At 73.3% G+C, this 19,925-nt stretch carries 15 protein-coding genes; 5 read left to right on the top strand and 10 right to left on the bottom strand.

All coding sequences use genetic code 11. The features are described from left to right. The first annotated feature begins 1,108 nt into the window (after nucleotides 1–1,108). From ACZ7DE_RS26675 to ACZ7DE_RS26665, 3 genes are all read left to right on the top strand, one after another. Nucleotides 1,109–5,380: an nSTAND1 domain-containing NTPase gene (locus ACZ7DE_RS26675; RefSeq protein ID WP_470765395.1), complete on the top strand. Its 4,272-nt coding sequence runs from the start codon at nucleotides 1,109–1,111 to the stop codon at nucleotides 5,378–5,380. A gap of 204 nt (nucleotides 5,381–5,584) precedes the next feature. Next, complete coding sequence (locus tag ACZ7DE_RS26670) at nucleotides 5,585–5,830, top strand: hypothetical protein (protein ID WP_470765393.1); 246 nt, start codon at nucleotides 5,585–5,587, stop codon at nucleotides 5,828–5,830. Beyond that, on the top strand, nucleotides 5,827–6,603 hold the full coding sequence (locus ACZ7DE_RS26665; RefSeq protein ID WP_470765392.1) for a glycosyltransferase family 2 protein: 777 nt from the start codon (nucleotides 5,827–5,829) through the stop codon (nucleotides 6,601–6,603). Before ACZ7DE_RS26670 ends, ACZ7DE_RS26665 begins: the two co-directional genes overlap by 4 nt. On the opposite strand, the gene ACZ7DE_RS26660 is transcribed toward ACZ7DE_RS26665, so the two are convergent. The 5 genes from ACZ7DE_RS26660 to ACZ7DE_RS26640 form a co-directional block, all read right to left on the bottom strand. Continuing rightward, the gene (locus ACZ7DE_RS26660) at nucleotides 6,600–6,797 is read right to left on the bottom strand and encodes a ferredoxin (protein ID WP_470765390.1); all 198 of its coding nucleotides are present in this window, start codon (nucleotides 6,795–6,797) and stop codon (nucleotides 6,600–6,602) included. The two genes, ACZ7DE_RS26665 and ACZ7DE_RS26660, sit on opposite strands and share 4 nt — an antisense overlap. 25 nt (nucleotides 6,798–6,822) lie before the next feature. Then, complete coding sequence (locus ACZ7DE_RS26655; protein ID WP_470765388.1) at nucleotides 6,823–7,341, bottom strand: hypothetical protein; 519 nt, start codon at nucleotides 7,339–7,341, stop codon at nucleotides 6,823–6,825. Between the two features lie 138 nt (nucleotides 7,342–7,479). Next, nucleotides 7,480–7,875, bottom strand: a complete 396-nt coding sequence (locus ACZ7DE_RS26650) for a luciferase domain-containing protein (RefSeq protein ID WP_470765387.1) — start codon at nucleotides 7,873–7,875, stop codon at nucleotides 7,480–7,482. A 224-nt stretch (nucleotides 7,876–8,099) separates the two neighbouring features. Then, the gene (locus ACZ7DE_RS26645; protein WP_470765385.1) at nucleotides 8,100–8,816 is read right to left on the bottom strand and encodes a TIGR03943 family putative permease subunit; all 717 of its coding nucleotides are present in this window, start codon (nucleotides 8,814–8,816) and stop codon (nucleotides 8,100–8,102) included. Further along, the gene (locus tag ACZ7DE_RS26640; RefSeq protein ID WP_470765383.1) at nucleotides 8,813–9,853 is read right to left on the bottom strand and encodes a permease; all 1,041 of its coding nucleotides are present in this window, start codon (nucleotides 9,851–9,853) and stop codon (nucleotides 8,813–8,815) included. The genes ACZ7DE_RS26645 and ACZ7DE_RS26640 overlap by 4 nt, the downstream gene beginning before the upstream one ends. Nucleotides 9,854–10,104: 251 nt before the next feature. On the opposite strand from ACZ7DE_RS26640, the gene ACZ7DE_RS26635 reads away from it, so the two are divergent. Beyond that, the gene (locus ACZ7DE_RS26635; RefSeq protein ID WP_470765529.1) at nucleotides 10,105–12,069 is read left to right on the top strand and encodes an NAD-binding protein; all 1,965 of its coding nucleotides are present in this window, start codon (nucleotides 10,105–10,107) and stop codon (nucleotides 12,067–12,069) included. Between the two features lie 341 nt (nucleotides 12,070–12,410). Here the strand turns inward: ACZ7DE_RS26635 and ACZ7DE_RS26630 are convergent, their stop codons facing one another. Next, nucleotides 12,411–14,225, bottom strand: a complete 1,815-nt coding sequence (locus tag ACZ7DE_RS26630) for a S9 family peptidase (RefSeq protein WP_470765382.1) — start codon at nucleotides 14,223–14,225, stop codon at nucleotides 12,411–12,413. A gap of 146 nt (nucleotides 14,226–14,371) precedes the next feature. Between ACZ7DE_RS26630 and ACZ7DE_RS26625 the strand changes: the two genes are divergently transcribed. After that, the gene (locus ACZ7DE_RS26625) at nucleotides 14,372–15,193 is read left to right on the top strand and encodes an SURF1 family protein (protein WP_470765380.1); all 822 of its coding nucleotides are present in this window, start codon (nucleotides 14,372–14,374) and stop codon (nucleotides 15,191–15,193) included. Here the strand turns inward: ACZ7DE_RS26625 and ACZ7DE_RS26620 are convergent. From ACZ7DE_RS26620 to ACZ7DE_RS26605, 4 genes are all read right to left on the bottom strand, one after another. Next, nucleotides 15,163–16,194 (bottom strand): hypothetical protein, encoded by a 1,032-nt coding sequence (locus tag ACZ7DE_RS26620; protein WP_470765377.1) that lies wholly within the window; start codon nucleotides 16,192–16,194, stop codon nucleotides 15,163–15,165. The two genes, ACZ7DE_RS26625 and ACZ7DE_RS26620, sit on opposite strands and share 31 nt — an antisense overlap. 134 nt (nucleotides 16,195–16,328) lie before the next feature. Further along, complete coding sequence (locus tag ACZ7DE_RS26615) at nucleotides 16,329–16,997, bottom strand: SigE family RNA polymerase sigma factor (protein ID WP_470765527.1); 669 nt, start codon at nucleotides 16,995–16,997, stop codon at nucleotides 16,329–16,331. A 375-nt stretch (nucleotides 16,998–17,372) separates the two neighbouring features. Further along, the gene (locus ACZ7DE_RS26610; protein WP_470765526.1) at nucleotides 17,373–18,431 is read right to left on the bottom strand and encodes an aspartate-semialdehyde dehydrogenase; all 1,059 of its coding nucleotides are present in this window, start codon (nucleotides 18,429–18,431) and stop codon (nucleotides 17,373–17,375) included. Next, on the bottom strand, nucleotides 18,431–19,708 hold the full coding sequence (locus ACZ7DE_RS26605) for an aspartate kinase (protein WP_470765375.1): 1,278 nt from the start codon (nucleotides 19,706–19,708) through the stop codon (nucleotides 18,431–18,433). The genes ACZ7DE_RS26610 and ACZ7DE_RS26605 overlap by 1 nt, the downstream gene beginning before the upstream one ends. Nucleotides 19,709–19,925 lie beyond the last annotated feature (217 nt).

Here is a 19,925-nt window from a genome sequence, read left to right as displayed (position 1 = left end):
CATAGACCTGACCTTGCTGTTCTCCGCTCCGGAGGGGGCTCTCACGCACGCCGTGACGGCATCGCCGCCTCCGACTACGAACCCGTTCCAGGCCCCGGACTTCGGGGAGGACGAGACCTTCCCGGGCTCTGACCCGGCCTCTTTCCCGGCCGAAGATGCGCACGCATCCGGCTCGGACGTGAGCACGTCCCGCCGCAGGGCGAGCTAGCTCAGTCGGCTACGTTCACGGCCGTTCAGGCGGGTTTTCCTGAGCGGACCCCGCCTCATGGGCCGTCCGGCCATGAACGCAGTGCAGGAACACGCGGCGGCGAAGACGTCGGTCGGGACCTCGGCGAAGACGTCGGTGGGGACCTCGGCGGAGACGTCGGCTGGGAGTGCCCTTGGCGCGCGGTGTCGTGTCCCCCCGCGGTGTCGTGCCCTCGCGCCGTGTTGTGCCCTCGCCCCGTGTCGTGCCCCTCGCGGTGTTGTCGCCCTCGCGGTGTCGTGTCCGGCGCGGTGTCGTGTACCGCCCGCGTACCCACGTCAGCCGTCGGAGAGGCGGACCGCCTTCGCGCAGGCCTGGCCCCGTAGTCGTTCTCGCCGACCCGGATGCCGGCTCCAGGCCCCAGAACCCCAGGCCCAGAACCCCAGACCTCAGCACCCCAGCCCTCGGCCCCAGACCCTCAGAACTCGGCCCTCAGACCTCGGACCTCGGAGCGCCGCCTGAGCGCGGTCCGTCGGTGGTCCTTGTGCCGCCTCAAGGGACGCGTGCGTGTTGTTGTGGCGCGCGTTCTCTTGGTCACGCGGGTGACGTCGGCTGGAGGTAGGGCCGGATCTTCGCTCGCCGCACCGTTCGGCTCCGGTCCCTCCCCTCGTGCGGACCGGTGACGAACGGTGCGGACGGCGTCGACCGCGTCGAGACGGCGCGGTTCGCGCTGCGGGCGGATCGGTCGGCTGTACCGCTACCGCAGTCGCCGTACCGCGCCCGGTCGGTGCGCTTCTGTTTCGGGATCCTGCCAGGTGAGGCCTTGCGCGAGGAGGGCACGGCGTCCGGTCCACTGCTTCACCGCAGGTCAGGCATATAAAGTGGTTTTTCCGGTCCGGATTCCAGGTGTGGGGGAAGAAAGGAGTGGAGGCCTTGAGTCCCGACTCGGGGGCACGCACAGCTTTCGCGGAGCGGCTCGCGCTGTTGTACAGGGAGGCCGGCAATCCTCCCCTCAAGCGCGTGTCCGAGTCGGTCGTCCGACTGCAGCGGGTCGACGAGCGCGGACGGCCCGTGCGGGTGTCCGCCCAGCGGATCAGCGACTGGCGGCGGGCCAAGAACGTTCCCGCTCAGTTTGCGGCCCTCGCCGCGGTGCTGCAGGTCCTGATACCCGAGGCGCGTCGCTCGCGTCCCGTCCCGGTCTCCCCCGGTCTCTACGACCTCGCGCAGTGGCAGCGGCTGTGGGAGCAGGCCGTGGCCGATCCGGTCGAGGAGCGGTCCGCGACCGAGGACCGGACCTCTGCCGAGGGGCCCGGCGTCCCCGGGAGCGTCTGCCCGTACCGGGGGCTCGCCTCCTACCGGGAGCAGGACGCCCGCTGGTTCTTCGGGCGTGAGCGGAGCACCGAGGCACTCGTCGCCCAGTTACGCGCGGCCCGGCGGACGGGGGGCCTGGTCATGCTGGTCGGCGCCTCCGGGGCCGGAAAGTCCTCCCTCCTCAGCGCCGGGCTCGTGCCCGCGTTGCAGAACGGCGCGCTGGGCGGGGGCGACGGCGGCGAGGCGGCGGAGGTGCTGCAGCTCGTGCCCGGAGCCGATCCACTCGGCGAGCTCTCCCGGCACATCCCCCAACTCGACGAACTCTCCGATCGTGTCCGCCGCGACGCCGGGCTCGCCGACCTCACCGCCGGTCGAGCGAGGGCCGCCTACCCAGCAGGCGCCGTGCGCGAGGCGCTTACGGCGTGGGCACGACAGGGGTCAGCACCACAGGGGTCAGCACCACAGGGGTCGGCACCGCAAGGGTCTACGCGCGCGGAGTCGTCCTCCGCGGCCGGCCCCGCCGCCGGTCTCCCCGCCACCCCCGCCGACACCGATCCGCCAACCGGATCCACCGCAAGCCCCACCCCGAGCGCCCCGAGCGCCCCCGGCACCTCCACCGCCCCCACCGCCCCCGCGGTGATCATCGTCGACCAGTTCGAGGAGCTGTTCACTCTCTGTCCCGACGAGGCGCACCGGCGCGCGTTCGTCCAGCTTCTGCACGCCGCCTGCACCCCGGAAACGCCGGAAACGCCGAAGACACCGGAGACCAGTGAGACGGACGCACCCGGTGATCCGAACGCGCCGACCGCGCCGGGCGCGGCGCCCCCCGTCCTCGTCGTCCTCGGGGTTCGCGCCGACTTCTACGAGCAGTGCCTCAGTCACCCCGAGCTCTCCGACGCGCTGCAGCACCGGCACATGGTGCTGGGGCCGCTGACCACCCCGGAGCTGCGGGAGGCGGTGACCGGCCCGGCCCGCGCCGTGGGGCTGGAGCTCGAACCGGGGCTGGCGGAGCTGATCATCCGGGAGGTGAGCGCCGACGGCCCGCGCGGGGCGCACGCCGGGGTGCTTCCCCTGATGTCGCACGCCCTGCTCGCGACCTGGCAGCGCCGGAAGGCGGGGCGTCTGACGCTGGCCGGCTATCGCGCGGCGGGCGGAATCCAGGGCGCGGTGGCGGCCACCGCCGAGCAGGCCTGGTCCGGGCTCGACCCGGCGGCCCGCACAGCGGCGCGGCTGCTTCTGCTGCGTCTGGTCCGGCTCGGCGAGGACACCCAGGCCACCCGGCGCCGGGGCACGCGCAGGCAGCTGGCGCAGGAGTCGGCCGACCCCGGCAAGACGGAGGAGTCGCTCGAGGCGCTGGTGCGCGCGCGGCTGGTGACACTGGACGCGGACACCGTGGAGATCACCCACGAGGCCCTGCTGCACGCCTGGCCGCGGCTGCGCGACTGGATCGAGGAGGGCCGCGGCGATCATCTGCTGCGCCAGCGGCTGGAGGAGGACGGGCGGGCCTGGGAGAACTCCGACCGCGATTCGGCGCTGCTCTACCGGGGCTCCCGGCTGGAGCAGGCGCGCGGCTGGGCGAAGTCCGCCGGCGACACCTTCCTGACCCGCAGCGCGGTGGAGTTCCTGGCCGCGTCGGTCCGGCTGCGCCGCCGCATGGTGCTGCTCAGCAGGGGCGCGGTGTCGGCGCTGGTGGTGCTCGCCGTCCTCGCCGTCAGCGCGGCCGTCATCGCGTGGCAGCAGCGCAACGACGCCGTGTTCGAGCAGGTGGTCGCGGAGGCCGACCGGGTCCAGTACACGGATCCGTCGCTGTCCGCGCAGCTCGACCTGGTGGCGCACCGCCTGCGGCCGGACGACCAGGGGACGCGGAACCGGCTGATCTCGATCGTGAACGCGCCGCTGGCCACGCCCCTGCTCGGGCACACCGGCGCCGTCTACCTCACCTCGTTCAGCCCGGACGGCAGGGTGCTGGCCACCGCCAGTTACGACCGGACCGTCCGGCTGTGGGACGTCGCCGACCGGTCCCGCCCCCGGCCGCTGGGCAAGCCCCTCACCGGTCACCGGAGCTGGGTGAGCAGCGCGGTGTTCAGCCCGGACGGCGCCACCCTTGCCAGTGCCGGCGACGACGGCGCCGTCCGGCTGTGGGACGTCCGCGACCCCGCTCATCCGCGTCCGCTCGGGGCGCCCCTGACCGGCCACACCGGCACGATCTACCTGCTCGCGTTCAGCCCGGACGGGCGGACCCTGGCCTCGGCCGGCGAGGACCACACCGTGCGGCTGTGGGACATGACCGAGCCGGACCGGCCGGTCGCGCTCGGCGCGCCGCTCACCGGGCACACCGCCGCCGTGCGCTCGGTGGCGTTCAGCCCCGACGGCCGGACCCTGGCGGCGGGCGGCGACGACAACACGATCCGGCTGTGGGACACGACGGTGCCGCGCCGTGCGAAGCCGGTCGGCACGGCCCTGGCCGGCCACACCGACACCGTGCACTCGCTGGCCTTCAGCCCCGACGGGGACACGCTCGCCAGCGGCAGCGCGGACGACACCGTCCGGCTGTGGAACGTCGCCGATCCCCGGCGCGCGGCCCAGTTCGGCGCGCCGCTCACCGGGCACACCGGCCCGGTGTGGTCGGTGGCCTTCAACCCCTCGGGCACCCTGCTCGCCGCGGGCAGCGCCGACAGCACGGCCAGCCTGTGGAACGTGAGCGACCCGGCCTACCCCTCCCAGGTCGGCGAACCGCTCGCGGGCAGCAGCGGCGAGATGTACGCCGTCGGCTTCAGCCCCGACGGCCGCACTCTCGCCACTGGCAGCGGCGACGGCAAGGTGCGGCTGTGGTCGGTCCCGGCGTCGGACATGATCGGCCGCAGCGGCTCGTTCCGTCCGGACGGGCGGGTCCTCGCGACGGCCGCCCGCGACGGCCGGGTCCGGCTGTGGAACGTGGCCGATCCTGGGCGGCCCGTGACGCTGGGCGCGCCCTTCATGCCCGGCGACGGCGGCGAGCGCACCCTCGCGTTCTCGCCCGACGGCCGTACGCTCGCGGTGCTGACGGCCAACCGTGCGGTGCACCTGTGGGACGTCACCGACCCGGCCCGGCCGGTGTCCGCCGGGCCGCCCGTCGAGCTGCGCACCCGGTTCATGGGCCCCGACGCGCTGGCCTTCGCCCCGGACGGGCGCACGCTGGCGACCGCCTACGACGACCGCACCATCCAGCTGTGGGACGTCGGCGACCCCGCGCACGTCAGCGCGCTCGGCGTCCCGCTCACCGGCCACCGGGGGTTCGTCAACGCGCTCGTCTTCAGCCCGGACGGCCGCACGCTGGCCAGCGGCAGCGCGGACCACACCGTGCGGCTGTGGAACGTGGCCGACCCGCGGCACGCCACCGCGCTCGGCTCGCCGCTGACCGGGCACGCCGGGCCGGTCAACGCGCTCGCCTACAGCCCGGACGGCCACACGCTGGCCAGCGGCAGCGACGACGACAGCGTCCGGCTCTGGGACGTCGGCGACCCGGCCGACGCGAGCCGGCGCGGCTCGCCCCTGACCGGTCACACCGAGGCGGTCGTGTCGCTGACCTTCAGCCGGGACGGCGACACGCTCGCCAGCGGCGGCAACGACAACACCGTCCGGCTGTGGAACGTCGCCGACCCGGGCGGGGCCTCCCCGATCGGCCAGTCGATGAGCCCCAACGCCAAGACGGGCAACTTCCTGTCGTTCAGTTCGCGCAGCCATCTGCTGGGCGTCTCCAGCGGCGTCGACACGGTACGGCTGTGGGACCTGGACGTCGACGAGGCCATCGACCGCATCTGTGCGACCACCCGAGGCGTGCTGACGGCGCAGGAGTGGCACGAGTACCTGCCCCGGCTGTCCTACGAGCCTCCCTGCGAGGAGTGAGCGAGGAGTGAGCGGGGCGGCGACGGAACCGGCCTCGGGGAGTGATCCCCGTCACAACGGCGGGGCAGGTGAGAAGTCGGCTCCCGCCGGACCAGCAGCCTTGTTAGCCTTGGCCATAGCCCGGTCGCTGGTGCATCCCCCGTCGCCAGCGACCGGGCGTTTCGCTGCCCAGGAGCCCGCAGCCCGTAGGGTGTTGGCGTGCCCATGACCTACGAAGTGATCCCGGTCCGAGACGACGACCGGCGTCAGTGGGAGAAGGACCGGGCCCGTCGGTCCGAGGCCGCCCGTGCCGCGACGGGAGCGGCGGGAGCGGCGGGAGCGGCGGATGACGACACCCGCCTCGCCTCCGCGAGACTGGAGTTCCGGGCCCAAGCGGTGAACGTCCCCGAGGCCACGCTCCCCGGTGACCGCACGGAGCCGCCGTCCACCGCCCGTGCGGAAGGGCGGTGAGTGCCGCCGTGCGCCGGCGCGTCGTCGTCGTCACCGCCGTGCACGCCCCTTCCGCCCGGTACCTGACTGAGGCTCACCAGTCTTTATGTGCACAGGAGTTGCCCGCAGGCTGGGAGTGGCACTGGGTGATCCAGGAGGACGGTACGACCGACGAGGTCGTGCGGCACGTGCCCGACGACAACCGTGTGACCTTCCGTCAGGGACGCCCGGGCGGGCCCGGAGTGGCCCGCACGATGGCGCTCGCCCACACCGAGGGCGCATATGTGAAGGTCCTCGACGCCGACGACCGGCTCGCGCCCGGCGCCCTCGCCCGCGACCTGGCCGCCCTGGAAGGCGACCCGGGGCTCGGCTGGGCGACCTCCCGCACCCTCGACCTCCTGCCGGACGGTTCCACGGTCGGTTTCGCGGGGGATCCCGCCGAGGGCCCCATAGAGCGGGGGGCCGTGCTCGACCACTGGAAGAGGAACGACTTCCGCGCACCGGTGCACCCCGCGAGCCTCTTCGTCCGGCGGGACCTGCTGCTTGCCCTCGGCGGCTGGATGGCCCTGCCGGCGTCCGAGGACACCGGCCTACTGCTGGCGCTCGGCGCGGTGAGCCGCGGCTGGTTCTCGGCCGAGGTCGGGCTGTTCTACCGCAAGTGGGACGGCCAGGTGACGGGCCGCCCCGCGCACGTCGACCCCGAGGAGCGCGCGGTGCGCATGGCGGTGGTGGAGGCCAGGGCGCGGGCGCTGGAGTCCTTCCGCTGGAGCCACCCGGCCCCGGACAGGCTCTAGGACCCGCCCCGGCCGAGGACGATGGCCTGCGACGGGCAGCTCTCGGCCATGGCCCGCACCTGCGGGTCCTCGCCCGTGTCCTCGCGCCCGGGTAGGACGGCACCGAGCCCGTCCACCGTGGTGAAGACGGAGGGCACACGGTGGACGCACTCTCCGGAGCCGTAACACACCTCTGGGTCCACGGACACTCTCATACGACCTGACTGCCCGTCGGGCCGGTCACTCAACCGGCCTGCCCGCCACGGCCATCCAGTGGGCGACCCGGCGCAGCGTGGTCTCGTCGACGCGGTCGACCAGGGTCCGTACAGCCGTCACGTCGTCCGGCGCGAGGTCGTAGAGGCCCGCCTTGCCCAGACCCGTCATGAGGACCTGGTGGCGGCGGTCCTCCAGGCGTTCCGCGAGCCTGGCGTGGCCGGCCCGCGCGGGCCCGTCGTCCGGCGGCGGGACGGCGGGCTCGGGCGCGAGGGCGTCGGCGGCGTCCGCCGCGGCCGGGTCGAAGCGCTGCCACCCGCCGCCGTCCGGACCCCACAGGACGACGGTCACGTCGTCGCCCCTGGCTCGTCTGACCTGCGTCATCTCGCCGATCGCATACAACACGGGGGCGCGGTCGGGGGATTCGGCGGCCGACCGCCAGGACGCCGAGGACGGGTCGTAGAACATCGCCACCCAGCGGGGTGCGCCCGGCGGGGGCTGCGGAGCGTGTGGAGCTCGGGTCGAACGGTCCGGGTCGGCCGCCATGGCACTCACCCCTTCTGCGTCGGCACGTGTTCCGTTGCCACCGACCATATCTGACGGTCCGTCAGCTAACCAGTCCGTCGTGGGTCGACGAAGGAGCCCACGGGCGGACGGCTGAACGGGCCCTGGCGTGAACGGAGTTCACATACCGCCGACGCTCTGGCGGGTGAGCGCCGCTTCCCGGTGGTCGTTGCACCGCGGAAGGGGCGCGTCGTCGGCGTCGGGATGCCTCTGGTGGGCCTGCAGAGCGGCGCTGACGAGTGTCATGAGCAGGTCGATGTCCGTCTCGCACTCCAGGTGCACGGTGACCCAGGACGATCCGGGCAGCAGCCGGATGGCCGTGGAGTGTCTCAGGTCCCGCTCGAAACGGCGGATCGCCTTGGTGGTCAGATGCAGGTCGACACTCCGGTCGGAGTGGAAGTGCACGATCTCGACCACGCCCGAGCGAAGTGCCCGGCCGGTGCCGCAACTGGGCCGGCCCTCTGCGAGGTCCGGCCAGATCGCCAGTCGTGCCATGGCACGCGAGGCCGCCGTCATGGCCCCATCATGGGGCGCTCACCGCCCGGCCACCAGAGGTTGAGGAAGGCTTAACCGGGCCGATCGCTTACGGCGGCGGCCCTGCCGCACCGATCGTGATCCGCCGTGAGCCCTCAGTTGATCCCACGCCTCAGCTGTCGCACGATTCGGCGGTTCCGGGGCTCGGCGGTCCGGGGCGCGGCGGTCCAGGACTCGGCGGTTCCGGGGCTCGGCTGCTCCGGGACTCAGTTGTTCCAGGACTCGTCGTAGGGGTCCCGTGGCGTCGGCGCCGGCTTGGCCTCGGTGACCTCGATGAAGGGGATCGGCCCGTCGTTGACCGGGTCGCGGGTGACGCGAGGGGTGTAGGCGCCGGTGACCGTCAGCCAGGCGTCCGGCTGGAGGACCGGGGGGATGTTGCCGGTCAGGCCGACCTTGACCGGCTGGGCGTCCGCGGCACAGCAGTTGAGGGCCATGCGGACCAGATAGGGGGTTCCGTCGCGGTCCAGGGCCACGAAGCCGGTCAGCCGGATCCGACGGCCGGCGAGGGTGCGGCCGTGGTCGTACACGGCCCGTCCCGCGTAGTCGACGACGCTCAGCGGGAGGGGATCGGCGGCGGGCAGGGAGGGATAGGCGAGCGGCTCCTGCAGGGCCGTGCCGGCGCGGGTCGCGCTGTACGAGCCCAGGGCCGGCGGGGCGACCAGGATCAGCGCCAGGAGGGGCAGGATCAGGAGCCAGGAGACCCGGGGTTCGGGGTGGGAGTGGGCGTCCGGCCTGCGCTCCTTCGCCCTGCGCCGCTCGTAGCGGGCCGTCGCGAGCGCCGTCACGACGAGGATCGCACCGGCAGCCAGCAGCAGGGGCCGCAGGCCCGCCTTGACGTAACGCAGATACAGGTCGGTGGTGCCGGCGTGCAGCAGGGCCGCGCCGAGGAGGAAGAGGACGGCCGACTGGGAGTGCCGGTTCACAGCAGCACCCACCCGGTGAGCAGCGCCGACGCGACGGCCAGCGTGAAGGTCGCCGGGGCGAAGCGCAGCGCGAAGCCCCGGCCGAACGTTCCCGCCTGCATCGCGAACAGCTTGAGGTCGATCATCGGGCCGACCACCAGGAAGGCGAGCCGGGCCGTGAGGGAGAACTGCGTCAGGGACGCGGCGACGAACGCGTCCGCCTCCGAGCAGATGGAGAGGACCACCGCGAGGACCGCCAGGGTCAGCACGGCCACCGCCGGGTTGTCCGCCGCCGTGCGCAGCCAGCTCTCCGGGGCGACGGCCTTCAGCGTCGCCGCCGCCATCGCGCCCACCACCAGGAAACCGCCCGCGTGCATCACGTCGTGGCGGACCGAGTCCCAGAACGCGGCTCCCTTCGTCTCCCCCTCGTGCGGTGCGTGGGCGGGCAGGCGCAGCCAGTCCGTGCGGCCCAGCCGCTGCCACAGCCAGCCCATGGCGCACGCCGCCAGCAGACTGGCCGCGAACCGGGCCAGCACCATCTCGGGGTCGCGCGGGAAGGCCACTGCCGTCGCCGTCAGCACGATCGGGTTGATCGCCGGGGCGGACAGGAGGAAGGCGAGGGCCGCGGCGGGGGTCACGCCCCGCCGGACCAGAGCGCCGGCCACCGGGACCGACGCGCACTCGCAGCCGGGCAGCACCGCGCCCGCGACCCCGGCGACCGGCACCGCGAGCGCGGGGCGCGAGGGCAGCGCACGGGCGAAGAAGGAGGGCGGCACGTAGACGGCGATGGCCGCGGACAGCAGCACCCCCACGACCAGGAACGGCAGCGCCTGGACCACCACCGCCACGAACACCGTCATCCAGCTCTGCATCACCGGCGCGGACAGCGCGCGGCGGATCGGGCTCTGCAGCAGCACCATCAGGAGCAGCAGCATGGTCAGCACGAGGGGCGAACTCGGACGGGCGGTCCGGTCGGGCCGGTCGGGCGGCGCGGGCGACGGCTCCGGCCGGTCCCCGCGCATGTCCTCGTCGTGCGGGGCCGCTTTGGCGATGGCCACGGGTCGGGCACCTCCGGCTTCCGTGTTCTGCCTGCTGCCTGTTTCTCGCATTCCCTCCCCTTTCATACGAGAGTTCCGCTCCCGTCGTTCAGGTCGTTCCTCCCGTCGTTCACGTCGTTCGTCGCGGTGTTCACGTCGTTCGTCCGGGTGTTCACGTCCTGCGTGGAACCTCGCGTCCCGGTGAGGCAGTCTTCTCCCTCGTGGCAAGCGTTCCGAATCAGGGTCAGCCGCCGGGCGCCGCCGGCGCGCACATGGTGGTGTGCGGCGACGACGGCCTGGCGCACCGGCTCGCCGCCGAACTGAGGGGTGTGTACGAGGAGCAGGTCACGCTCGTCGTGCCGCCCGCCGAGCGCACGGTCCGGCCGCCGGTCGTCGGGAGGGCCCGGGCGGTGTCCGCGGCGTTGCTCGACCGGGTGGTGAGCGCGGCCGTCAACCGGGCGGCGGGCAACGGCGCGCAGCCCGTCGCGTCGAGCGAACCCGTGGGCGGGCAAAGGACGTTGGAGGCCGTGGAGGCCACCGAGGCGGTGCTCGCCGAGGCGGGCGTGGAGCGGGCCGCCGCACTGGCCCTCGTGTACGACGACGACGAGACCAACATCCGCGCCGCCCTCACCGCCCGCCGGCTCAACCCCCGGCTGCGGCTCGTCCTGCGGCTCTACAACCGGCGGTTGGGGCAGCACATCGAGGAACTCCTCGACCAGGCCGCGGCGTTGGCCACCGGCGGCGGCCCGGACTCCTCGGGCTCCCCGGACGCTGCGGGCTCCTCGCGCCCGGGACGCCCGGACCACTCCGGGCACCCCGGGTACGCGGGGGGCGACGCCTCGACCACCGTGCTGTCCGACGCCGACACCGCCGCGCCCGCGCTCGCCGCGACCGCCCTGGTCGGGACCAGCAAGGTCGTCCAGACGGACGGGCTGCTGCTGCGCGCCGTCGAACGGCCGCCGACGGGGCCCGGCGAGGCCGGCGAGCCGGGCCGCCCCACGCTCGCGCTGCTCTCCGCCGACGGCAACGACCCGGCCTTCGCGGACGGTTCCGAGGCCAGCGGCGAGCAGGGGCCGCTGCTGCTGCCCGACGCGGCGGCGGTGCGGGAGGCCGCGGCCTCGGGCAGACGCGGGTCGGTCGTCCTGGAACAGGTCGCGTACTCCGCCGGACCCGCACTGCCCTCCGGGCGCGGCGTCGGCGTCGTGGCGCCGTTCGCCTCGCTGTTCTCGCGGCGGCTGCGGTGGTCGCTGGCCGGACTGGTCGGGTGCGTGTTCGCGCTGGCGGTGGCCCTGTGGCTGGCCACCGGGATCCATCCGCTGGGGGCGCTGTACCTGACCCTGCTGGATCTGTTCGCCATCAACGACCCGGCGGTCGGGGCCACCACCGGACGCCAGGTCCTCCAACTGCTGTCCGGGCTGATCGGGTTGCTGCTGCTGCCGGTGCTGCTGGCGGCGGTGCTGGAGGCGCTCGGGACGTTCCGCGGGGCAGGGGCGCTGCGCCGGCCTCCCCGGGGGCTCGGCGGGCATGTCGTGCTGCTCGGACTGGGGAAGATCGGCACGCGGGTGCTGACCCGGCTGCGTGAGCTGAACATCCCGGTGGTGTGCGTCGAGGCGGGTCCCGAGGCCCGGGGGCTGGCGGTGGCCCGGCGGCTTCGGGTGCCGGTGGTGCTGGGGGACGTCACGCAGGAAGGCGTGCTGGAGGCCGCGAAGATCCACCGCGCGCACGCGCTGCTGGCGGTGACCAGCTCCGACACCACGAATCTGGAGGCCGCGCTGTACGCGCGGTCGCTGCGGCCCGATCTGCGGGTGGTGTTGCGGCTGTACGACGACGACTTCGCAACCGCCGTGTACCGCACCCTGCGGGCGGCGCATCCGCAGGCGCTGACCCGCAGCCGGAGCGTCTCGCACCTCGCGGCGCCCGCGTTCGCCGGGGCGATGATGGGACGGCAGATCCTGGGCGCGATCCCGGTGGAGCGGCGCGTGCTGCTGTTCGCCGCGCTGGAGGTCGCGGGCTACGCGCAGTTGGAGGGGAAGACGGTCGGGGAGGCGTTCCGGGCCGGGTACTGGCGGGTGCTGGCCCTGGACACCGGCCGGGACCGGCAGGGCGGGCCGGGGCTGGTGTGGGATCTGCAGGACGAGTACGTCCTGCGGGGCTCGGACCGGGTGGTGCTGGCCGCGACCCGGCGGGGCATGGCGGAGTTGCTGCGGCGCAGGCGCCGAGGGGCCCCGGGGGTGTAGGGGCGGGCGCAGGCGCGGAAGTGGGCGGAGGCCGAGCACGTCCGGCCCGCGTACGTCCGTGGGGAGCCGACGGACCCCGCGGGGCGGCCTGCGTGGCCCGCCGGACCACCTCCGCTTCCTCCGTCCCCTCCGCTCCCCCGGCCCCTTCCACTTCACCCGGCACCCTCCGCTCCCGCGGGCCTCCGCCGCCTCCCCCGGCACCCTCCGCTCCCGCGGGCCTCCGCCGCCTCCCCCGGCACCCTCCGCTCCCGCGGGCCTCCGCCGCCTCCCCCGGAGGCCACCGCTGGCGCCTCAGCCCAGGAGCCGCTCACGCCCCCGCGCGCCGCCGCGAGCCCCCCTCCCTACCGGAGGTGCCGTTCCGCGAACTCCAGTTCCAGACGCACCTGCTTGATCCGCTCGTCCACCACCAGCGAGCCGTGGCCCGCGTCGTAGCGGTACACCTCGTGCACCGCCCCCCTCGCCTCCAGGCGCTTGACGTAGTTGTCGATCTGGCGGATGGGGCAGCGCGGGTCGTTCACGCCGGCCGAGATGTAGACCGGGACCCGCACCTTGTCGACGTACGTCAGCGGGGACGACGCCTCGAAGCGTTCCGGGACCTCCTCCGGGGTGCCGCCCATGAGGGTGCGGTCCATCGCCTTCAGGGCCTCCATCTCGTCGTGGTAGGCCGTGACGTAGTCGGCGACGGGGACGGCCGCGATGCCCAGGGCCCACGCGTCGGGCTGCACGCCGAGGCCGAGGAGGGTGAGGTAGCCGCCCCAGGAGCCGCCGGTCAGGATCAGCCGGGAGGGGTCGGACAGACCCGAGCTCACCGCCCATTCCCGCACCGCCTCGATGTCCTCCAGCTCGATCAGGCCCACCCGGTGCTTCAGGGCGTCCGTCCAGGCGCGGCCGTAGCCGGTGGAGCCGCGGTAGTTCACGCGGACGACCGCGTAACCGTGGTCCACCCAGGCCGCCGGAGCCGCCGCGAAGGCGTCGCTGTCGTGCCAGGTCGGGCCGCCGTGGATGTCGAAGACGGTGGGCAGCGGGCCGGTGGCGCCCGCCGGCTTCTGCACCAGCGCGTGGATGCGGCCGCCCGGGCCCTCCACCCACACGTCCTGCACCGGGACCGAGCCCGGGGACTTCATGCCGGGAGGGTCCAGAACGACCTCGCCGGTCGTCGAGCGGACCGCCGGCGGCCTGGCCGAGGAGGACCACAGGTACTCCACGCTGCCGTCCGGGCGGGCCGTGGCCCCGGAGACCGTGCCCGGCGGGGTCTCGATCCGCTCCAGCGCCGCGCTCGCCAGGTCGTAGCGGAACAGTTCGCTGCGGGCCTCGAAGCTGTGCACGATGAGCAGGCCCGAGCCGTCCGGGTACCACTCGGCGCTGACGTCGCCGGGCAGGTCCAGGTCGAGGTCGGTCTCCGCGCCCGTGGCCACGTCCCAGACCAGGGGTTCCCAGCGGCCGCGGCGCTGGTGGCCGATCAGCAGACGGCTGTCGCCGTCGACCGGGGCGAAGCCCAGCACCTCCAGGCCCAGCTCCACGGTGCCGCCGCGGGTGTCGTCCAGCTCGGCGACCCTCGTGCCGTCGGGGCGCAGGACGCGCAGCGCCGAGTGCATGGCGTCGCCGTGCTCGGTGTGCTCGAGGGCGATCAGGCTCCCGTCGTGGGAGAGGTCGCCGACGCCCGCCGACTCACGGTGGCGGTAGAGCTCGAAGGGAGGTTCGCCGATCCGGGCCACATGGACCGTCGTGCCCTCCTCGTCGGTGGAGCGGCCGACCACGGCCGTGCGGCCGTCGCGGCCGAGGGCCAGGCCCGCCGGGTAGGAGGCGTCCAGGCCGGGCGTCGCCAGCTCGTCCTCGCCGCCGGCGAAGGACTGGCGGCGCCAGACTCCGAACTCGTCGCCGTCCTTGTCGTCGAACCACCAGATCCAGGCGCCGTCCGGGGAGAGCACGCCGTCCGTCGTGCCGTTGGCCCGGTGGGTCACCTGACGCCGTTCGCCGGTGGCACGGTCCCAGGCGTACAGCTCGTACGTCCCGGTCGCGTTCGAGACGAACAGGGAGTGATCGGGGGCGTCCTGCGCCCAGTCGGGCAGCGACACCCGGGGCGCCCGGAAGCGCTTCTCCCAGTCGGGCATGTCCTCGTACCGTTCGGGTGCGGCGGACCCATTGCTCTCAGTCATGGCCCCATACTGCCCGCCCGCGGCCACAACGAGACGCCAAGGTCCCCAGGCTGTGGACAACTTCCCACCCTCTTCGCACCTGCTTCCCACCGAACAGGCTCACCCCGCGGGCCGGGACCGCGCGTCCGCCCCGTACCGTGGAGGGTGTGTACCGGTTTCTGCTGACGCCCCGATGGTGGGGGATCAACGTCTTCGTGCTGCTGGCCATCCCCTTCTGCGTGTTCATGGGGTCCTGGCAGCTGAGCCGGTTCGAGGCGCGGGTGGACGACCATCGTGACGCGAAGGCGCAGGCACGGTCCGCCCGTACGGGGTCCGCGCGTCCGCTGGCCGAGCTGCTGCCCGTGGACAAGGCGACCTCCGGCAGGCAGGCCACCGCCACCGGGCGCTACGGCCGGCAGTTGCTGGTGCCCGGCCGGGAGCTGGACGGGAAGAACGGCTACTACGTGCTGACCCTGCTGCGCACCGACGGCGGCCGGGCGCTGCCCGTCGTGCGCGGCTGGCTGCCGGGGAGGGCCGACGCGGCGAAGGCGCCGGCGGCGCCGACCGGCGAGGTCACCGTCACCGGGGCGCTCCAGGCCTCCGAGCAGCCCGGCGACAACGGTGTGAGCGCCCAGGGCGGCCTGCCGGCCGGGCAGACCGCGGCGATCAGCGCCGCGTCGCTGGTCAACCTGGTGCCCTACGACCTCTACGACGCCTGGATCACCCTCGACACCGCCGACCCGGGGATGACGGCGGTTCCCGCGAAGGCGGCGGCCGACACGGGCCTCGACCTGAAGGCGTTCCAGAACCTGGGCTACACCGGCGAGTGGTTCGTCTTCGCGGGGTTCGTGGTGTTCATGTGGTTCCGGCTGCTGCGGCGCGAGGTGGAGTTCGCGCGGGACGCGGAGCTCGGGATCCTCCCGGAGGAGCCCGCGGTCACCGGTCGGTCAGCGCGGGCTCACGACGACGCCAGCACGCCCGTCCGGTAGATCGTCCCCGCGCACGCGTCCGAAACGGTCGCCCTGGCCGTCGGGGAGCCGCCGTCGGCCGTGTACGTCACGACGACGCTGCCGTCCGCCGTGCCGTCCTCGGTGTACAGCTGCGCCGACGAGCCGGTGGTGGTCTCGCCGCCGGTCGTGCCGGTGGGCTCGCTCGGGGTCGGCGAGGGGGATGCCGTGCCGCCGCCGTCGCCGCCGGTGCCGCCCGCGGTGGGACAGGTCTCGGAGGGCACCCAGGCGAACTTCACCTCGTAGGCGGAGCCGGGGGCGAGGGTGTGCCCGGTGACGTAGAGGGAGGGGTCGGGCAGGCCGGCCGCGACGTCGCCGGAGGCGTGCTCGACCACGGTGATCTTCGTGGCGTCGGCGGCTCCCTGCGCTTCGTACGTCACGGAGACGGCGCCGCCGACGGTGCAGGCGGCGGTGGAGGAGTTCTGGACCCGGAAGGCGCCGTAGACGTTGCCGGCCGCGTCGGGCACGTCGACGGCGGGCGCGCCGGTCTGCAGCTGGTCCGGGCGGCAGGCGGGTGCGCCGGCCTCGGACGCGGAGGTGGGGCCGGCGCCGCTGGAGGCGGTGCCGCCCACGGCCTCCTTGGTCCGGTCGGAGGCGGTGGCGCCGTCCTTGCCCTGCTCACCGGTCGTACCGGAGGAGTCGCCGACCCTGCCCGAGGAGCCGCCGTCGGGGTTCTTGCCCTGATCGACGCCCCCCTGCGCCTGTGAGGCCTGGCCGGCGATGGAAGGGTTGGCGTCGGAGCCGCCCGCCCCCGAGACGTGGAGCACGGCGGGCACGGCCGTGCCCAGGAAGAGGGCCGCGGCCGCCATGCCGACGGCTGCCTGGCGCTTGCGGGCCCGCCGGACGGGCACGGCCCGCCGCAGGTGGTCCAGCGTGCCGTCGCGGGGCGCCATCTCCTGGACGGCGTCGTGCAGCATCCGGCGCAGTGCCAGCTCGTCCGAGTCGAGCCCTTCTGGGCCCGGGTCGTCGAGGTGGTGGTTCACGGTTGAGTTCCCAGCGTGCGATTGCTTCGGCTCCGGTGTGCGCGACGAGGTCGTCGGCTTCTGCCGCGCGGGAGGCCCGTGGCTTTCGTGACCGTCGGCGTTCCCTCGGAAGCCCCGGTCTTCGGCATCCCCGCTCACGCGGACGCCTCCATGGCTATGCGCAGGGCGGCTATGCCGCGTGATCCGTACGCCTTGACCGAGCCGAGGGAGACGCCGAGGGTCTCGGCGACCTGGGCCTCGGTCATGTCGGCGAAGTAGCGCAGCACGAGGACCTCGCGCTGGCGTCGCTGCAGGCCCTTCATGGCCTTGATCAGCGAGTCGCGCTCCAGCTGGTCGTAGGCGCCCTCCTCCGCGCTGGCCATGTCCGGCATCGGCTTGGAGAGCAGCTTCAGGCCGAGGATGCGGCGGCGCAGGGCGGAGCGGGAGAGGTTGACGACCGTCTGGCGCAGGTAGGCGAGGGTCTTCTCCGGGTCGCGGACACGCTTGCGCGCGGAGTGGACGCGGATGAAGGCCTCCTGGACGACGTCCTCGCAGGAGGCGGTGTCGTCGAGGAGGAGGGCGGCGAGGCCGAGCAGCGAGCGGTAGTGGGCCCGGTAGGTCTCCGTGAGGTGGTCGACGGTGGTGCCGGCCGCCAAGGTGTCTTCCGCGGACGTGGCGGATCCGCCGCCGTCACGCTGGCTGGGGACGCGGGTGGGCCGCGCTGCGGGCATCGGCGCGATCACCGGCATGCCGCCGGCCACGCCGGGCGTGCGGGGTCGCAGGACGCCGCGCGGCGGCCGTAGTGCCGCGCCGCGGGACGCCATCGGGAGTTCGAGTACCTCTGCCACGCCAGTTGGACACTCTTCCCCCGGTGGGGGTTGTACGCGTCCGGCGTCACTTTTGTATCGGCCAAGGCCCCGCGCACCCGTCTCATGTCCCGCTCTTCCCCTGTGTCCCATAGGAACGGGCGTCCCCACGCCCGGACCACCGCGCCCCCGTACGCCGTGATCGTTCGCACGCCCGCGCACACCGAAGGGTGACCGCAAAGACGCTCCCCGCCCTGCGCACGGTTGCGGAGAGCGGGGAGGAAAATCTTCGGATGCCAAAGGTGCCCGATACAAGTGGTTCGGACCGTCGACCGGCTCACATTGCTTGAAAGATCCTACAATCAGCCAAAGCGCCGGTCGGCACCTTCGGTCTCAGGACAGCTCCGCCGCGAGCAGCTCGGCGATCTGCGCCGTGTTCAGCGCGGCCCCCTTGCGCAGGTTGTCCCCGCACACGAAGAGTTCGAGCGCCGTCGGGTCGTCCAGGGCCCGCCGCACCCGGCCGACCCAGGTCGGATCGGTGCCGACCACGTCGGCGGGCGTGGGGAACTCCCCCGCGGCCGGGTTGTCGAAGAGGACGACACCGGGCGCCGTCGCGATGATCTCGCGGGCTCCCTCGACGGTGACCTCGTCCTGGAAGCGGGCGTGGACGGTGAGGGAGTGCGTAGTGACGACGGGGACGCGCACGCACGTCACGGCCACCGGAAGCTTCGGCAGCCCGAGGATCTTGCGGGTCTCGTCCCGCACCTTCATCTCCTCCGACGACCAGCCGTCCTCGCGCAGCGACCCGGCCCACGGGACGACGTTCAGCGCCACCGGCTCCGGGAACGGCCCGGTGTTGTCGCCGACGGCCCGCCGCACGTCGCCGGGGCTGGTGCCCAGCTCGGTGCCGGCGACCAGCGCGATCTGCTGCCGCAGGGTCTCCACCCCGGCCCGCCCGGCCCCGCTCACCGCCTGGTACGAGGACACCACCAGCTCGCGCAGCCCGTACTCGGCGTGCAGCGCGCCCAGAGCGACGATCATCGACAGCGTCGTGCAGTTGGGGTTGGCGACGATCCCGCGCGGCCGGTTGCGCACCGCGTGCCCGTTGACCTCGGGGACCACCAGCGGCACCTGCGGGTCCATCCGGAAGGCGCCGGAGTTGTCGACCACGACCACGCCCTTGGCGGCGGCGACGGGCGCCCACTGCGCGGCGACCTCGTCCGGCACGTCGAACATCGCGACGTCGACCCCGTCGAAGACCTCCTCCGACAGGGCCAGCACCTCGACCTCCTCGCCGCGCACGGCCAGCTTGCGGCCGGCCGAACGCGGCGAGGCGACGAGTCTGATCTCACCCCAGACGTCGGCACGCTGGGACAGGATCCGCAGCATGACCGTGCCGACCGCACCGGTCGCACCCACGACCGCGAGCGTCGGTCGGCGCGTTGCCGAGATCAACGCCCGGTGCCCCCGTAGACGACGGCCTCGTCGCTGTCGGAGTCGAGTCCGAAGGCGGTGTGCACGGCGCGCACGGCCTCGTTGACGTCGTCCGCGCGCGTCACGACCGAGATGCGGATCTCGGAGGTCGAGATGAGCTCGATGTTGACGCCCGCGTCGGCCAGGGCCTTGAAGAAGTCGGCCGTGACGCCCGGGTTGGTCTTCATCCCGGCGCCGACCAGGGAGATCTTGCCGATCTGGTCGTCGTAGCGCAGCGAGTCGAAGCCGATGCCGGCCTTGTTCTTCTCCAGGGCGTCGATGGCCTTGCGGCCCTCGGCCTTGGGGAGCGTGAAGGAGATGTCCGTCAGACCGGTGGAGGCCGCGGACACGTTCTGCACGATCATGTCGATGTTGATCTCGGCGTCGGAGATCGTGCGGAAGATCGCGGCCGCCTCGCCCGGCTTGTCCGGCACGCCGACGACCGTGACCTTGGCCTCGGAGGTGTCGTGCGCGACACCGGAGATGATGGCCTGCTCCACCGGCTTGTCCCCTTGCTTGATCGGTTCACTGCTGACCCACGTGCCCTCGTGTCCACTGAAGGACGAGCGGACGTGGATCGGGATGTTGTAGCGGCGGGCGTACTCCACGCAGCGGTGGAGCAGCACCTTGGAGCCGGAGGCCGCCAGCTCCAGCATGTCCTCGAAGGCGATCCAGTCGATCTTCCGCGCCTTCTTCACCACGCGCGGGTCGGCGGTGAACACGCCGTCCACGTCGGTGTAGATCTCGCAGACCTCGGCGTCGAGCGCGGCGGCCAGGGCCACGGCCGTGGTGTCGGACCCGCCGCGCCCGAGCGTGGTGATGTCCTTCTTGTCCTGGCTGACACCCTGGAACCCGGCGACGATGGCGATGTTGCCCTCGTCCAGCGCGGTCCGGATGCGGCCCGGCGTGACGTCGATGATCCGGGCTTTGTTGTGGACCGAGTCGGTGATGACGCCTGCCTGGCTGCCGGTGAACGACTGGGCGCTGTGGCCCAGGTTTTTGATCGCCATCGCCAGCAGGGCCATGGAGATCCGCTCTCCGGCGGTCAGCAGCATGTCGAATTCCCGGCCGCTGGGCATCGGGGATACCTGCTCGGCGAGATCGATCAGCTCGTCCGTCGTGTCGCCCATCGCGGAAACGACGACGACCACCTGGTGGCCGTTCTTCTTCGCTTCCACGATCCGCTTGGCGACGCGCTTGATGCCCTCGGCATCGGCTACGGAGGAGCCTCCGTACTTCTGCACGACAAGGCCCACGTGCGCTCCTCGCTCAGTTTGTCTCTTTCCCGCACATACGCCCTTGTACTGCGGTCGGCTCAGTCTAACGAGCGCCCGAAATCCGCCTCCCGGGTACCGCATGGTGAGACTCGCGGGCACCGTGAGAGACGCACGGAAGCCCGCCGTCGGGACTTCCCTGCCCACTGACGCCGAAGTGATAGCTGTGAATTAAGTTTCAAGCACTTCGCACGCGGCC

The organism is Streptomyces sp. NPDC037083, assembly GCF_055606485.1.
Note: the sequence above shows the minus strand (reverse complement) of the source record. Positions and strands in the feature narration are given on the sequence as shown.

Coding starts and splice junctions, on each gene's coding strand:
- ACZ7DE_RS26670 (WP_470765393.1), top strand. CDS start 5,585: ATGACCTACGAAGTGATCCCGGTCCGAGACGACGACCGGCGTCAGTGG.
- ACZ7DE_RS26615 (WP_470765527.1), bottom strand. CDS start 16,997: ATGGCGTCCCGCGGCGCGGCACTACGGCCGCCGCGCGGCGTCCTGCGA.
- ACZ7DE_RS26655 (WP_470765388.1), bottom strand. CDS start 7,341: ATGGCGGCCGACCCGGACCGTTCGACCCGAGCTCCACACGCTCCGCAG.
- ACZ7DE_RS26635 (WP_470765529.1), top strand. CDS start 10,105: ATGGTGGTGTGCGGCGACGACGGCCTGGCGCACCGGCTCGCCGCCGAA.
- ACZ7DE_RS26630 (WP_470765382.1), bottom strand. CDS start 14,225: ATGACTGAGAGCAATGGGTCCGCCGCACCCGAACGGTACGAGGACATG.
- ACZ7DE_RS26660 (WP_470765390.1), bottom strand. CDS start 6,797: ATGAGAGTGTCCGTGGACCCAGAGGTGTGTTACGGCTCCGGAGAGTGC.
- ACZ7DE_RS26650 (WP_470765387.1), bottom strand. CDS start 7,875: ATGACGGCGGCCTCGCGTGCCATGGCACGACTGGCGATCTGGCCGGAC.